This window comes from Pseudomonas sp. (assembly GCF_030684895.1).
Taxonomy (GTDB): Bacteria; Pseudomonadota; Gammaproteobacteria; order Pseudomonadales; family Pseudomonadaceae; genus Aquipseudomonas.
In genome coordinates this window covers 96,763-111,685 of record NZ_JAUXXP010000001.1, presented here as the reverse complement: position 1 = coordinate 111,685, position 14,923 = coordinate 96,763, and the positions used below count along the sequence as shown (strand labels likewise).

Genomic DNA, 14,923 nt, shown 5'->3' with positions numbered 1-14,923 from the left:
TTAAAGCCGATGACGCTGGATAAAACCCTTGTCGAGAAAGTCCTTCCAGCGCCCAAAGAGTCGCCCGCCGGCGCTGTGCCCATGCCAGTCCAGCAGTGCGCCGCCGTCGCCGGTGGCGAGTAGCGCCAGGCTCTGGCGTTGTGGGCGGTAGCGCTTGAGCGCCAGGCCGCGCAGTGCAGCATTCAGGTTATTCGCCAGCACCGGGCCCTGGCGTACCGAGTACACCCCGCTCTTGCGTGCGCCGGGCAGGCTGGCGCAATCACCCACGGCGAAAATCGTCGGGTGGGTGTAGCTCTGTAGAGTCGGGGCAATCAATACAAAGCCGTTCTCGTCGCAGCCCAGGCCACTGTGGGCCGGCCAGGCAAAGGCCTTGGCACCACTGGCTAGCAACAGCCGCTGGCCGCGCCAGACCGGCTCGTCGCCGCTGAACAGGCAGTCGTCCTCGATGCGGCTGATTGGGCAATCCTCACGCACCCAGACGCCGCGCTGACGCAGATGGCCGAGGGCGCGCAGGCGCACGCCAGCAGACAAACCATCGAGCAGATGACCGGCGCAGAACAGCGCCAGTTGCGGCACCTTTCCGGCCAAGGCCAAGGCCAACGCCAGCTCGACCCCTGCGGCACCGCCGCCGAGAATCGCCATGGGCTCTGGCATGGCTTGCCATTGCTGCCAACCCGTCAGGAACTTATCGAAGGGTTTTACCGCCAGCAGATGCATCGCATCCCCGTGTTGCTCAGGAGTGGCAATCTGGGCGCCGACATTTAGCGACAGCCAGCTGGCGTTAAGGGTTTGCCCGTCGGCCAGTTGCACCTGCTGCTGGGCGGCAGAGAGGCTTTCCACCGGACTGATAAGCAACTCGACCTTGGCCGCGCGGCACAACGCCTGCAGCTCGACTTGGCAATCCTCCGGCCGATGCCGTCCAGCCAGCAGCCCCGGCAGCATGCCGGAATACCAAGCCACGGGCCCGGCACTGAGCAGGGCGATCCGCCCCGGCGGCCGCTCGACCAAGGCCCAGCGCCGCAGCACCCCGAGGTGGGCGTGACCGGCGCCGATTAACAGCAGGTCGTAATGCTTCATGGCTGTTTCAGTCCTTCGCGGTAATGGCTGGGCGCTTGTCCGGTCCAGCGCTTGAACGCCCGGCTGAAGCTGCTGGTGTCGGCGAAACCGAGCAGGTAGGCGATTTCGCTGATCGAGCAGCGTGGGTCGCGCATATGTTGCAGGGCCAGGCGCTGGCGGGTGTCGGCGAGTAGGCTTTCATAGTTGAGGCCTTCATCGGCCAGATGGCGCTGCAGGCTGCGCAGGCTTAGATGTAGGGTCTGCGCGATACGTTCGGCGGACGGTTCACCATCCGGTAGCTGGGCCTCCAGGCAGGCGCGCACTTTGTGCGTCCAGGTGGCGTGCTGCAGCTGTTCGAGGGTGCGTTTGAGTACCGTCTCGTTGTGTTCGGCGAGTTCCGGGTTGCCGTCGTCCAGGCGCTGCTCGAAGGCGGCGCGGGGAAAGCGCAGCAGGTTTTCAGGTGCGGCAAACAACAGTGGCGCGCGGAAGACTGCATGCCAGGGCTGCGCATCCATCGGTGCGGCGCGCTGTAGATGAACCGCCAGTGGGGCGAAGTCGCGACCGAGACGATTGCGGCAGCTGCGCACATAGATCGCCGCAAAGGCATCCAGCGCCTCGGCGGCTGGTGGCGGGCTGCCGGGTGGTACACGAAAGCGGAACTCGTAGCAGTCGGCGCATTCGCGCAACTCCAGTTCCAGGGCATCGCTGACCACCCGGTGATAGCGCACGATGCGCTCGAACATCTCGCGCAGGCTGCTACTGGCGACCAGGGCGTAACCGAGGGCGTGAAAGGTGGTCGGGCTGACGAACTGCGAGGTCTTCAGACCCAGCGCCGGGTCACCGCTGGCCTCAACGGCCAGTTGCCACAAGCGCGTGGTGATAGACAGCGGGCAACGTGCGTTGGGGTCGTCAAGCAGGCTCGGCTCTAGCCCCGCAGCCTGGCACAACGCGGCACTGTCGAGGCCCAGCGCATCGAGCTGCTTACGCAGGGCGCGGGTCCAGCTGGCCAGGGTTGTGGGTTCGGCAGTCATGCAGATTGGCGGGTCCGGTCAACAGGTTGGCGTTCAGGGTCAGGCGCAGGCCCGGGGTTCGCGGCACAGTGGTGGCCTCATCAACAAGAGGATGTAGGCATGCCCCACTCCCCTGCAAGCACTGCTGCATTAAATGACGCACAACGCGCCGCGCTGATCCGCCAACAGGTCATGGCCCACGGTGTCGAGCTGCGCCAGCGCTTTCCCCTGCTTAAGCATCAGGACGCCCTCGGTGCGGGCATCCTGACCTTCGCCCTGGTTGGGATGATCGCTTCGGCGGCGCTGTATATCGGCGGTTATCTGGCCTGGTGGGCGTGCTTGTTGCTGAATGCGTTCTTCGCCTCGCTGACCCACGAGCTGGAACATGACCTGATCCACTCGATGTACTTTCGCAAGCGCCGTGTGCCGCACAACCTGATGATGGCGCTGGTCTGGCTGGCGCGGCCGAGCACGATCAACCCCTGGGTGCGCCGCCATCTACACCTTAATCACCACAAGGTGTCCGGTAGCGAGCAGGATACGGAAGAGCGTGCCATCACCAATGGCGAGCCCTGGGGCTTTGCCCGCCTGCTGATGGTCGGCGACAACATGATGAGCTCGTTTATTCGCTGGCTACGGGCGACGAACCCCAAGCACCGCCGGTTGATTCTGACCCGCACACTCAAGGTCTACGCGCCGCTGGGGCTGCTCAATTGGGGCACCTGGTATGTGTTTCTCGGCTTCCACCTGATCGATTTCACGGCGGCCGCGCTCGGTGCGCCTGTAGCCTGGTCTGCGATCACCTTGCAGGTGATGGCAGTGGTGAATATCGCTGTAGTGGTGTTGGTTGGCCCCAACGTACTGCGCACCTTTTGCCTGCACTTTGTCAGCTCGAACATGCACTACTACGGCGATGTCGAGGCGGGCAACGTGATCCAGCAGACCCAGGTGCTCAACCCCTGGTGGCTGTGGCCGCTGCAGGCCTTCTGCTTTAACTTCGGCAGCAGCCATGCGATCCACCATTTCGTAGTCAAGGAGCCCTTCTATATCCGCCAGCTCAGCGTGCCGTTCGCGCACAAGGTGATGCGCGCGCATGGCGTACGCTTTAACGACTTCGGCACCTTTGCCCGGGCCAATCGCTGGACGTGTCGCGAGCAGGTCGAGTCCATCAAACAGACTCAGGTCGCCTGAATGATGAATGTAGGAGCGGCGGGGGTGCCTAACCCATGCCCGCGAAGCTTTTGCATCGCAGGGGTTCGCGGGCATGGAACTGGGCGTCCCCCCCCGCTCCTACGGATTAGATAGCTGCAGCTGCGGGGCGGCGAAATAGCTGGTGGCCGACTCGCCGGTGTTGTCGCTGTCGGCGGCAAACACCACGCCGAGAATCTTGCGTGGCGCGCTGCCAAAGGCGGCAGTGGCGTCGGCGCGAAGATCGCGGGACTCCGTCAGCCACTCGCCCAGCGCTGCTTCCGGGCCACGCAGTACGCGCATCTCCACCGTTTCGGTATAGGCGCTGCGGGCATGGGTGCCAGGGGCTTCACGGTTATCCCAGACGTAGCTGAGGGTTGCCGCCGGCAGGTCGGGGTCGAAAAAGGTGCGCGCCAGGCGCAGCTTCTGCCGGGTGACAAAACTCAGCGAATCCAGCGGGTAATCCAGCAGCACATACACCCGTGCGGCGTAGTCGTCGCCTTCGCGGGTGGCGAAGCGGGCCTTATCCAGGCGCTGTTCGGTGCGCCATTGCCAACTCAGTTGCCAGGGCTGATCGCCAGGCAAATTCAGCGGATGCAGCAAGCCGCCGGCAGCCGCATCGGCCTTGATGCGCAATAGAGGTTGGCCATCCAACTCGACCAGCGTGCGCTCTGATGGCTTGAGTTTGGGAATATCCGCCAGCTTCCACGGCGCCGACCATTCGCCGCTGGGCGGGCCAGCCGTCCAAAGCATTAACAGGTTCTCCGCCTGGGCCAGCGGTGTGATGAGCAGCAGGCTTAGCAGTAAGCCGCGCATCAGCTTCTGCGCCAGGTATGGAAGCGTTCGACTAACCGCAGCAGCCCTTGCGGTGCATGCGCGCGTTTCCACTCGCCAGCCGCGTACTTGTTGGCCTCGGCCATGGTCGGGTATGTGTGGATAGTGCCGAGAATCTTGTTCAGGCCCAGGCCGTGTTTCATTGCCAGCACATATTCGGCCAGCAACTCGCCTGCGTGCTCGCCAACGATGGTTACGCCAAGAATCTGGTCCTTGCCCGGCACGCTGAGCACTTTGACAAAGCCGTGGGCGGCTTCGTCGGCAATCGCCCGGTCGAGATCGTCGATGCCGTAGCGGGTCACCTCATAGGCGATGTTCTGCGCCTTGGCTTCGCCTTCGGAGAGGCCGACGCGGGCTACTTCGGGATCGGTAAAAGTGCAGGCGGGGATCACCCGGTAATCCACCTTGAAGCGCTTGAAACCGCTGAACAGGGCATTTACCGCCGCATACCAGGCTTGATGCGCCGCGACATGGGTGAACTGATACGGCCCGGTGACATCGCCCACCGCGTAGATATTGGGAAAGCGCGTGGCCAAGTATTCGTCGGTTTCCAGGGTGCCGTTGGGGCGCAGGGTCAGGCCCAGCTCCTCGGCGCCATAGCCGGTGACATTGGCCACCCGGCCGAGGGCCAGCAGCAGGCCGTCGAAGGCGATGGTCACCTCCTCACCAGTGTCGAGGCGGCGGGCGACCATGCGCTGCTCACCATCGACCACCTCGAAGCGTTCGGCGCGATGCTGCAGGCGCACATCCACGCCATCGCTGCGCAGGCTCTGCAACACCAGCTCGCTGGCATCGGCGTCCTCGCGCGGCAGCAGACGTTCGGCCAATTCCACCTGAATCACCTGGCTGCCGAGGCGCTGGAAGGCCTGGGCCAGCTCACAGCCAATCGGCCCGCCGCCCAGCACCAGCAGCCAACGCGGCTGCTCGCGCAGGCTCCAGATAGTGTCCGAGGTATAGCCCTGCACCTGCTCGATACCGGGGATCTTCGGCACCAGCGGCCGCGCGCCGGCGGCGATAATCAGGTTGAGGCTGGTCAGGGTCTGGCCGTTGACCTCCACCGCCCAGGGCGAGAGGATTTTTGCCTCACCCTGGATTACTTCGACGCCCAGGCCGGTGTAGCGCTCCACCGAATCATGGGGCTCGATATCGGCGATCACCCGCTGGATGCGCTGCATTACCGCAGGGAAATCCACCGTGCCCTGCACGCCAGTAAAGCCCAGGGCTGTGCCCTTCTTCAGTTCATTGGCCAGCTTGGCCGAACGCAGCAGCGCCTTGGAAGGTACGCAGCCGGTGTTCAGGCAGTCGCCGCCCATCTGGTGTTTTTCGATCAGGCTGACCTTGGCCTTTACCGCCGCGGCGATATAGGCACTGACCAGCCCACCGGCGCCGGCACCAATCACCACCAGGTTGCGGTCGAAGGTCTTGGGTTTGTGCCAGCCGGCATACACACGGCGTGCCTGGATCAGCCCGAGCAGTTTGCGTGCAATCAGCGGGAACACCCCGAGCAGCACAAAGGCGCCAAGCAGCCCCGGCGAGAGGATGCCGGCCAGGGAATCCAGCTGGCCCAGCTCACGCCCGGCATTCACGTACACCAGTGTGCCGGGCAGCATGCCGAGCTGGCTGACCCACCAGTAGGTGCGCAGCGGCAAGCGGGTCAGGCCCATGGCCAGGTTGATCAGGAAGAACGGAAACAGTGGCACCAGACGCAGGGCGAACAGGTAGAACGCCCCTTCACGCTCGACCCCGGCATCGATCCCGGCCAGGCGTTGACCGAAGCGGCTCTGCACCCAGTCCCGCAGCAGAAAGCGACTGCTGAGCATGGCCAGGCTTGCGCCCAGGGTGGAGGCAAAGGAAATCAGCACGAAGCCTTCGATCAAGCCGAACAATGCCCCGCCAAGCAAGGTCATCAGCGCCGCACCGGGTAAGGACAGCGCTGTGACCGCGACATAGGCGAGAAAGAACAGCCCCGCCGCCAGCCAGGGCTGCGCGGCCACTTGAGCATTCAGCGCCGCTTGCTGCGCTTTGAGTGCTTCCAGGTTGAGGTACTGGCCGATGTCGAAGACCAAGAAGCTGCCGAGCAGCGCGAGGATCAGGCCCATCAGGGCGATTTTGCGGCTATTCATCAGTCAGCGCCTCCAGGGCGCACAGGCTTTGGCACAGGCTGAAACCGGCCAGTAGGGCATGCTCGGGGCGGTCGCTCAGCTGGCCGAGTACCCGGGAACGATAGGACAACGCCGCCGGGCTGTGGGCAGGCCACTGGCGGTCGAAGTCGGCGAGAAAGGCATCGTGGTCGTAGTTCAGCGGCAAGGCTTCGATATACAGGCCATCGCGCTGGCAGCGGTACAACGCTGCCGGGTGCGGCGTCTTGGCGATGCGGCTGAGTAGGCCATAACGGCCGCCAGCAAAATTCGGCAGTCCGGCCGCGCCATTATTGATCAGCGCGCCATGCTCAAGGTTCAACGCCACCGCTGAGCAGGTGTGGCTGGTGGCCAGAACCTGCACGTTGTTCGCGGCAAACCAGCTATCCAGCTGCTGTTGGCGCTCCGGCTCGCCGAGCGATTCCCGCGAGCAGCTCCAGCCGGCCAGGGACTGTTCGTCGCCATGGCTGATCGCCACGCGCTGCCCGCCGACGCTGACCAGCGCCGTACTCGGCCGCGCAGCCAGGCGCTCGGCCATGCCCGGCAAGCCCTGCACGGTGCGGTTCAATGTCTGCTGGATGGCGTTGGAGCGCTCGACCACCGCCTCCTCGACCGTCATCGGGTAGGCGCAGCCGCAGCCGGCACCGCTGTCATCGGCGCGCCCGAGTTCGGTTTCAACGTTGCCGCGCAGCGGCAGGTGGGCGACGAGGCCTTGCTCGATCTGCTGGAAAATCTGCGGGTCGCGGTCAAACCAGTGCGCGTCGCCGTTAAACACCACGTGTGCATTTGGCTCGGCGGCCAAGCGTCGTTGCAGGGCGGCCAGGGCCTGGCGATTGCCATACAGGCCGCCGACCACATAGAGGGTGTCGCACTCGAATAGCGGCTCGCCGCTAAAGGCATCCCGCGTCAGGCGATAGTCCAGCGGGCAGTCGCGGCCGGCGCGCATCAGGCTTTGCCTGCTTTGCGCTGCAGCAACCAACCGGGCAGCAGATAGCCGAGTACACACAGCCCAAGGCCATACAAGTTGGTGCCGAGCAGCAACGCATATTTGCCGTCGCCGATGGCCCAGCTCTGTGGAATCCAGTTCAGGGTCAGGGCGACGCCCAGGCCCAGGCCGGTCCAGAAGCTCAGGTGAAAGCCCAGCCGCGTCGGAGTGGTCAGGCCGTGCAGGACGAATACCGGGGCCAGGCCGATGACCATGGTGCCGCTGATGGTGGTGGCCTTGAGGATGTCGGTGCCGGCGATCATTGGCAGGTTACCGAGCAGGGCGAACACCACCATCACCGCCATGCCGACGCCAATGGCTTTCTGTCCGAGGTCGCGGCCGGCCAGTTTCGGCAGCTCGCGCCCGGCCAGTTTGGCCAGGCTGGAAAAGGTCGAATCCAGGGTCGAACCGGCAGCGGAAACCATCACCACGGTCATCACCAGCAGCGCGCCGATGCCCAGGCTCTTGGCCAGGGCGGCGGGTACGTTGTCGGAGGCGGCCAGGCCGGTAAGTTGGGCGTGCACGCCGATTAGGCTGAAGGCGAGGATGGCGATAAAACCCAGCACCCCGGCAATCACGAAGGAGCGGCGCATGGCCTTCTCTTCGCTGATAAAGCCCCTATCTGTCAGTACCGGATCATGGAAGCCGTAGCTGAAGGCCTGCAGGCCGGCGACCAGCAGCAGGTCGACCCCGGCATTCAGCACCCAATTGCTGGTGCTGGCCAGCTCAGTCGGCGAATGCTGCGGCAGCACCAGGCCGAGCACCCAGACCAGGGCAATCACGAAGATCGCCGCTTGCGCCGCATCTGTGAGGATCGAGCTGCGCAAGCCGCCGCGCAGGCTGTAGGCCAGGGTGACGGCGGTAAACAGCAACGCCGAAGCAATAAATTCGATGCTGCCGGAGTCGCCGTAATAGCCGCCGACCACCGCAGTGTTGCTCCACACCTCGTTGAACAGGCGGATCAGAATCGCCGCAGAAAACGCCAGCGCTGCACCGCGCCCGTAGTGGCTGCTGAGAAAGCTCACCAACCCAGTGGCTGCGAAACGGCGGCGCAGGCGATAAATCACAAAACCCGTCAGCGGGATCGATAACCAGTACATGGCATAGGCCAGGCCGCCGATTAGGCCGTAAGTCGCCCCTAGATTGGCGGCGTTGGTCACCGATTTGGCGAAGATCCAGCTGATAAAGATGCTGGAGGTGATCAGCCAGGGGCTGGCGCTGCGGCCCTGGTTGTCCTCGCCATTGAAGAAGCCGCCCAGGCTTACAGCGCGCGGTGCCAGTGCCAGCATCAACGCGCCGTAGACCAGCAGAAAACCCCAGAAGAACAGGCCGGTGAGACTGGTGGGTTGCATGGCTCAATCCTTAATTAATGGTTATGCAGTCGCGTAGGGTGCGGTTTGTTCAGTCATTCAGGGCGCCACCGCAACTGGAGCCCTGCCCGGCGGTGCAGGCGTAACAGTGATCGCGGGTAACAATAGGGTTGCCGCTAAGCGACGCATTGAGCAGGTCACGCAGGTGCGCCCGATCACGCCCGATCACCTCGGGCAGCTGCAGCGGCAGATCGAGCATCTGGTTGAAATCGCAGTCGTACAGGTAGCCCTGCCAGTCGACGCTGACCAGCGAGCGACACATCAGCGGTTCGAGGTTTTCCGGGCGATAGCTGTCGCGTAGCAGCTGCATATAGCCGTTGAACTGGCCCTTGCTGACCAGGGTGCTGCCAAATCGCGCAATCGGCTGATTGGTGATGGTCAGCAGGTGGTTGAAGACGATGCCAAAGTCTTCAGCCAGGTGCTGTTTGTAATCAGCTTCGAGGCTCTGCTGGGGTGGCGGCAGGCTCGGTCCTTGCGGGTTGTACACCAGGTTGAGGATCAGGCCGCTGCCGGGTTGGCCGTAGCCGAGGGCATTGAGCTGTTGCAGGCCCTTGATGCTGGCATCAAACACGCCATCGCCGCGCTGTTTGTCGACGTTATCGCGCGAGTAACAGGGCAGTGAGGCGCTGACTTCGACGCCTTGGTCGGCGAGAAACTGCGCCAGGTCTGCATAACCCGTTTCGCTCAAGATGGTCAGGTTGCAGCGGTCGATTACTCGCAGGCCTTCACGGCGGGCGTGGATAACGATCTCGCGAAAACGCGGATGCATCTCCGGTGCGCCACCAGTCAGGTCGAGGGTCTGCACGGGATGCGCGTCGATCACCTGATGCAGCAGGGCCAGGCTTTCGTCGGTCATGGCCTCGGTGCGGGTCGGCCCGGCATTCACATGGCAATGCAGGCAGCGCTGATTGCAGCGGTAGGTCAGGTTGATCTGCAGCGCTTCCAGTTGGCCACGGCGGATGGCCGGAAAGGCCAGTTGGTCGAGCAAGGGCAACATTGCATGCACGGTGTTGGGTTCCTTGATGCTGGCGCGCCGGCTGATTGTGTCAGCCGCTAAGTAGCCACTATAGAGAGTGGCCGAGGGTTTTTGTTACGCACGCAGGCAGAAGAATGTTGCGTAATTAGTTATACAGATCCTATACAAGTAATGCAGAATCTGCAGCTGTTACCCTGCCCGCCGCCTGCGAGGATCTGCTTATGTTAGTCCGCCTTACCTATGCCAGCCGTGCCAGTCATAGCGTTTCTTCCGAGCTGATCCGCGAGATTCTCGACAGTTCACAGCGCAACAACCCAGGCAAAGGCCTGACCGGGATACTCTGCTGCAACGCCGATATCTTTCTGCAAGCACTCGAAGGGCCGCGTGCCGAGGTGAACGCCTTGTACAACCGGTTGGCGGATGACAGCCGGCACAAGGACCTGACCATCCTCGACTACGCCGAAATCAGCATGCGCCGTTACAGCAGCTGGAGCATGGGCTGGGCCGGGGCCAAGCAGGCCAACCGCGAGTTGTTTCTGAAATATTCGGCCAGCGACCGCTTTGATCCGTTCAACATGAGCGCCGAGCAAATTACCGGCCTGCTGCTGGAGCTGAGTGAGACCGTCAGCGCAATCAAATCGCCAGTTCTCAGCTAGAATTCCCGAGCGTCAACTCGCTTAGCAGGCGAGCTGTGTTCACCCTGAGCCTTGGCGCACCTCGCAGTTTATTGAGGCGCCAGGATGCACCGTCTGCTCAACCTTCCCTTGCTGGCTGCGCTGCTCTGCTTTGCACTGGGCAGCGCCCAGGCGTTTGCCGAGCTGCCATTGCTGGTGCTGAGCAGTGAACAGCTCAAGCAACCGGTGGAGGTGCCCGCCAGCCTGGTGCTGGAAGACCCCAGCGGTAACCTGACCGCCGGCGAGGTGCAGCAGCGCATTGCCAGCGAAGGCAAACGGATTGATGGTGTGCCGCGCCTGGGTTACTCGGCCAGCGCCTGGTGGCTGGCATTTCGCCTCGATGCGCCGGTGGCCGAACGCCTTGATCTGATCATCGACCGGCCTTTTCTCGACGACATCGAAGTCTGGCTGTATGACCGCGAACGGCTGATCGCGCCCTTCTACAGCGGCGACCACCGCGATTTTCTCGAGCGTGGCGCGCCCTCGCCGCACTTTATGCTCAACCTGCCGCGCCTTGGTGAGGGCTCGCACACGTTATTACTGCGGGTGCAAAGCGGCTCGGCGGTGAGTGTGCCGATGCAGTTGGTGGCAGCCGAGCAAAGTCCGCTATTGCTGGCCGAGCACTGGATGCGCAGCGGCCTGCTGCTGGGTGCGCTGCTCAGCCTGGCGCTGTTCTTTCTGGTGAAGTTCAGCGCCCTGCGCGAAACGCAGTTGGTGTGGTTCTGCCTGACGGTGGCCAGCGTGGCGCTGTACAACGCCAGCCTGCATGGCATCACCAGCCTGTTGTGGCCACAGTGGGTCTGGCTGTCGGCCCAGATGGCCAACCTGGCCAACCCCGGCATGCTGATTTTCAGCAGCCTGTTTCTCGCCAGCTCGCTGAAGCTTGAACTGGGTCGCGTGCGCCATTTGCGCAACGCGCTGTTTGCCGTGACCCTGCTGGTGTGCGGCTGGACCATTGTCAGCTACGGCCACTTCCGCTCCTACCAGACGCTGAACGTGCTGATCCTGCTTAACGGGCTGTTCCAGCTGTTGCTGCTGATCCTCGGCGTGCGCCAGCGCCGGCCTTACGCCAGCGCCTACCTGCTGTGCTGGAGCTCGGCGCTGCTGCTGATGCTGTTGGTGCCACTGGGACGCAGTGGGGTGATTCCGCTGCCGCCGGGCTTCAATTACATGCACGCCTACCTGCCGGTGCTGAGCATGCTGCTGTTTGGCGGCATCCTCGACAAACAGCTGGAGCAGATTCGCCGCGCCCTGCTGCACAGCAAGGCCCAGGCACTGGGCAATCTGCAGCAATACCAGGCGCTGTTCAGCAGCAGCGGCGAGGGGATTTTCCGCTGCACCCGCAGTGGTGCGCTGATCGAGGCCAACCCGAGTTTTGTCGCGCTGCTGGGGCTGGCGCAGGATAGCCGCGAGCTGTCCATGCAGCAGCTGTTAGGCGCGGAGCAATGGGCCGCGCAGGTGGCGCAGCTGCACAACGAGCAGCCGGCGATCAGTCAGGAGTGTCAGATCCATGGACGCGACGGGCAGAGCCATTGGGTCTATCTGTCGCTGCACCTGCGCCCGACCCAGGACTGCATCGAAGGCATCGTGGTCGACCTCAGTGAGCGCCGCGCCCTGGAAGAGCGCCTGCAGTACCTGGCCGCGCATGATTCGCTGACCGGTCTGCTCAACCGCCGCGAGCTAGAGCGCCTGCTGCGTGAAAGTCTCAAAGGCCAGGGCAAGCCGCGCTTCAGCCACCTGCTGTGCCTGGATTTGGATCAGTTCAAGCAGGTCAACGACCTCTGCGGACATTCGGCCGGCGATCAGCTGCTGCGCCAGCTATCCAGCCACCTGTTGCACCAGCTGCCGCGGCATGCCGAACTGGCACGCATTGGTGGCGACGAATTCGCCGTGCTGTTGCGTGAGATCAATAACGCAGCTGCCCTGGAACATGCCGAGAGCCTGCGCCACTGCGTCGAGCAATTCGTCTTCAGCTGGCAGGGTCGACCGTTTCGCGTGCAGGCCAGTATCGGCATGCTGGAGCTGGACAGCGGCGTCAGCGACTGGGAGACCGCACTGAACTGGGCCGACAGCGCCAGCCAACTGGCCAAGCACCTGGGCCGTAACCGCGTGCAGCAGTTCAACCCGGCCGATGGCGTGCTGCTGGAACATCAACGCCAGCTGCAATGGATCACCCGCCTGCGCGAGGCCATCGAGCTGGGCCACTTCGAGCTGTTCTACCAGCCGGTGGTGGCGCTGCAGGGCGACAGCGACGGCCTGCGTTATGAAGTGCTGCTGCGCTACCACGACCCGATCAGCGGCGAGTGGGTCAGCCCAGGGCAGTTCCTCGGTGCGGCCGAGCGCTACGGCTTTCTCGGCGCTATCGACCGCTGGGTGGTGATGCGCCTGCTGCAATGGCTGGCGGACAACCCGCGGCATGTGCAGCAACTGGCCCAGGTGAACTTCAACCTGACTGCCAGCTCGCTGCTTAACGCGCACTTCCACGAAATGCTCCACAGCGAGCTGCTGCGGCACAACCTGCCGGCGCACAAGCTGTGCATCGAGGTAACCGAAATGGTCGCCCTGGGTGAGCTGGGGGTGTCATCGCAGTGGATCAAACAGCTGCGCAGCCTGGGCCTGAAAGTGGCGCTGGACGACTTCGGCAGCGGCTTCGCCTCCTACGCCTACCTGCGCCATCTGCCGCTGGATATCGTGAAGATCGACGGCAGCTTTATCCGCGGCCTGGAGAGCGACCCGATCAACCAGGCCATGGTCGGTTCGATGCAGCAGATTGCTAACCAGCTGGGCTTGAGTACGGTGGCCGAGTTTGTCGAAACCCAGGCCACCCTCGACTGCGTACGCGCACTGGGGCTCGACTATGCCCAGGGTTATTTTATTGGCCATCCGCAGCCGTTGACTCAGCTGGCCGATAGCGCCCAGGGTGAAGTGCAGATGCAGCTGGTTCTTGACCGCCCTTGATATTATTTACTTCTCTATTGTTCCGAATGAGAAAAAGGTAGGTCACGGCCGTGAGTTTGTGCTGCAGTCTAAAATTACTGTTGTTTAGGTTGCACGCCGGTGCACCTGAAAATAATCATCTCGGAACGCGTGCAACTGGTTCCAACTGAAGTGCTGACTGCATCCAGCATAGGTACAGCACGCACAATGGTGAATTGATCTGCACCACCACATACACCACCAATGGTCGCGAGTGCATCACTTCTTGCTGAGCCACTCATGACACCTGCATTGCAGTAGGAGACATGCCCGGTTGGCTTAGCAACCTTGCCAGCATTCTCAAAGTGGCTCCGTAATTCTGAGGGCGTAAGCATTGTCGCGATAGCACCGTCCGCCGTCATCCCCGCTTGTTCTTCCGACGTGTATATATGGACATTCTGGCTGGTGGCGCAGCCCGCAAGTGCAATGGCGGCAAATAGAACTATGCCGATTTTTTTTGCTTTCATTTTTACTTTCCAATTGTCTGAAGAGTATGCGGATATAACTCTTCAATGAGCGAGCGGGCACGTCATCTATAGCGCACACATCACTGCACGCGTTCGGCATAACTGCATGCGGAATAATAGAGGTCGCAGTTGGTTGTAGTCTTTTCACAATTACGCAGTGCCGTCTCTTCCGCATCCTTCAGATCGGGCGAGCGGGTCATGCGACTCCCGGCATCACCCCAGGCGACCGCAACGCACTGATTGTAGTAGGCGATGCGTACCTCGCAGGGCTTGCCTTGGGAGTGAGTTTGACATTCGGACAATGCTTGTTGCTTGGCGCTTTCTTCGGATTCCTGACCGGCCGCAACGCCCATCGCTCCATCTGTGGTAGCGACCGCGCCCCAACGTGTTTCCCACTGAGGCTCCGGCTCCTCCGCTGTCCCTGTCCCCGCGTCTGATCCCATAGGCGCACAGCCTTCCCAGCCGGCGCTACCGCCACCAATTGGAAAATAGCCATCTGGACAGCGCCCTTCGGCGCGGGCATCTGCATGTATCAGCAGAACAATCAGCAGAGGGAGGTAAAGAGGTAATTTTTTCATGGCATCAACATCCAAACGATTGACCGCTCAAATCATCAGTACGATTGAAATACATCACTTCGCCCCCTTTAGTTTACATAACAGAAGTTTGCCCTCGGGGCCTGACCTCTACTTCTGGTCAGCACTAAAACAGGGAGTAATACCAAGCTGCTCACTGCACGCGTTCGGCATAACTGCAGGCTGAGTAGTAGATGTCGCAGTTAGTGGTTTTCTGCTGGCAATTACTCAGTGCCATATCTTCCGCGTCATATACGTCAGGCGAGCGTGCCCAAAGGCTGCCTGCATCGCCCCAGGCGACTGCGACGCACTGGTTGTAGTAAGCGATAAGAACCTTACAGACCTTGCCTTCGGAGTGGGTTTGGCAATGAGCCAGCGCATGCTGCTCGGCACTTTCTTGGGACGCCTGACCGGCAGCAACACCCAAGGCACCATCAGCAGTCGCCACCGCGCCCCAGCGTGTTTCCAACTGGGGTTGCGGTTCTTGCGCGCCATCGGCTCCGGGCCCCATCGGCGCACAGCCTTCCCAGCCGGCGCTACCGCCACCAATTGGAAAATAACCATCGGGACAGCGCCCTTCAGCGCGGGCATCTGCATGCACTAGCAGAGTCAATAGCAGAGGGAGGTGAGGGAGCAGTTTTTTCATGGCATTAACACCCCGATGAGTGACCGCG

13 protein-coding genes are annotated in these 14,923 nt (G+C 62.4%); 3 read left to right on the top strand and 10 right to left on the bottom strand.

Features of this window, described 5'->3' with window-relative positions; all coding sequences use genetic code 11:
- Together Q8M42_RS00510 and Q8M42_RS00505 are read right to left on the bottom strand one after the other, a co-directional pair.
- Complete coding sequence (locus tag Q8M42_RS00510; protein WP_304865655.1) at nt 1–1,077, bottom strand: FAD-dependent oxidoreductase; 1,077 nt, start codon at nt 1,075–1,077, stop codon at nt 1–3.
- Nucleotides 1,074–2,087, bottom strand: coding sequence for an AraC family transcriptional regulator (locus Q8M42_RS00505; RefSeq protein WP_304865657.1), 1,014 nt, complete (start codon nt 2,085–2,087; stop codon nt 1,074–1,076). Before Q8M42_RS00505 ends, Q8M42_RS00510 begins: the two co-directional genes overlap by 4 nt.
- 99 nt (nt 2,088–2,186) lie before the next feature.
- Here Q8M42_RS00505 and Q8M42_RS00500 point away from each other — a divergent pair, with 99 nt between their 5' ends.
- Nucleotides 2,187–3,257, top strand: a complete 1,071-nt coding sequence (locus Q8M42_RS00500) for a fatty acid desaturase (RefSeq protein WP_304865659.1) — start codon at nt 2,187–2,189, stop codon at nt 3,255–3,257.
- Nucleotides 3,258–3,356: 99 nt separating this feature from the next.
- Here the strand turns inward: Q8M42_RS00500 and Q8M42_RS00495 are convergent, their stop codons facing one another.
- The 5 genes from Q8M42_RS00495 to arsS are packed head-to-tail and all read right to left on the bottom strand — an operon-like array spanning nt 3,357 to nt 9,578.
- Entirely contained in the window at nt 3,357–4,070 is a 714-nt protein-coding gene (locus Q8M42_RS00495; protein WP_304865661.1) for a DUF3047 domain-containing protein, read from the bottom strand.
- Nucleotides 4,070–6,211, bottom strand: coding sequence for an FAD-dependent oxidoreductase (locus Q8M42_RS00490; RefSeq protein ID WP_304865662.1), 2,142 nt, complete (start codon nt 6,209–6,211; stop codon nt 4,070–4,072). Before Q8M42_RS00490 ends, Q8M42_RS00495 begins: the two co-directional genes overlap by 1 nt.
- Nucleotides 6,204–7,172 carry a hypothetical protein gene (locus tag Q8M42_RS00485; protein WP_304865663.1) on the bottom strand — a complete coding sequence of 323 codons (969 nt, stop codon included), beginning with the start codon at nt 7,170–7,172 and terminating at the stop codon, nt 6,204–6,206. The genes Q8M42_RS00490 and Q8M42_RS00485 overlap by 8 nt, the downstream gene beginning before the upstream one ends.
- The gene (locus tag Q8M42_RS00480; RefSeq protein WP_304865665.1) at nt 7,172–8,563 is read right to left on the bottom strand and encodes a sodium:solute symporter; all 1,392 of its coding nucleotides are present in this window, start codon (nt 8,561–8,563) and stop codon (nt 7,172–7,174) included. The genes Q8M42_RS00485 and Q8M42_RS00480 overlap by 1 nt, the downstream gene beginning before the upstream one ends.
- Nucleotides 8,564–8,612: 49 nt before the next feature.
- Nucleotides 8,613–9,578 (bottom strand): arsenosugar biosynthesis radical SAM (seleno)protein ArsS, encoded by a 966-nt coding sequence (arsS, locus tag Q8M42_RS00475; RefSeq protein WP_304865899.1) that lies wholly within the window; start codon nt 9,576–9,578, stop codon nt 8,613–8,615.
- Nucleotides 9,579–9,778: 200 nt separating this feature from the next.
- Here arsS and Q8M42_RS00470 point away from each other — a divergent pair, with 200 nt between their 5' ends.
- Both Q8M42_RS00470 and Q8M42_RS00465 read left to right on the top strand, forming a co-directional pair.
- Nucleotides 9,779–10,213: a BLUF domain-containing protein gene (locus Q8M42_RS00470; protein ID WP_304865667.1), complete on the top strand. Its 435-nt coding sequence runs from the start codon at nt 9,779–9,781 to the stop codon at nt 10,211–10,213.
- An 84-nt stretch (nt 10,214–10,297) separates the two neighbouring features.
- Entirely contained in the window at nt 10,298–13,189 is a 2,892-nt protein-coding gene (locus Q8M42_RS00465; RefSeq protein WP_304865669.1) for an EAL domain-containing protein, read from the top strand.
- A 74-nt stretch (nt 13,190–13,263) separates the two neighbouring features.
- On the opposite strand, the gene Q8M42_RS00460 is transcribed toward Q8M42_RS00465, so the two are convergent.
- From Q8M42_RS00460 to Q8M42_RS00450, 3 genes are all read right to left on the bottom strand, one after another.
- Nucleotides 13,264–13,674: a hypothetical protein gene (locus Q8M42_RS00460; protein WP_304865671.1), complete on the bottom strand. Its 411-nt coding sequence runs from the start codon at nt 13,672–13,674 to the stop codon at nt 13,264–13,266.
- 80 nt (nt 13,675–13,754) lie between these two features.
- Complete coding sequence (locus Q8M42_RS00455) at nt 13,755–14,252, bottom strand: DUF4189 domain-containing protein (RefSeq protein ID WP_304865672.1); 498 nt, start codon at nt 14,250–14,252, stop codon at nt 13,755–13,757.
- 151 nt (nt 14,253–14,403) lie between these two features.
- Nucleotides 14,404–14,895 (bottom strand): DUF4189 domain-containing protein, encoded by a 492-nt coding sequence (locus Q8M42_RS00450; protein WP_304865674.1) that lies wholly within the window; start codon nt 14,893–14,895, stop codon nt 14,404–14,406.
- Nucleotides 14,896–14,923: the final 28 nt, after the last annotated feature.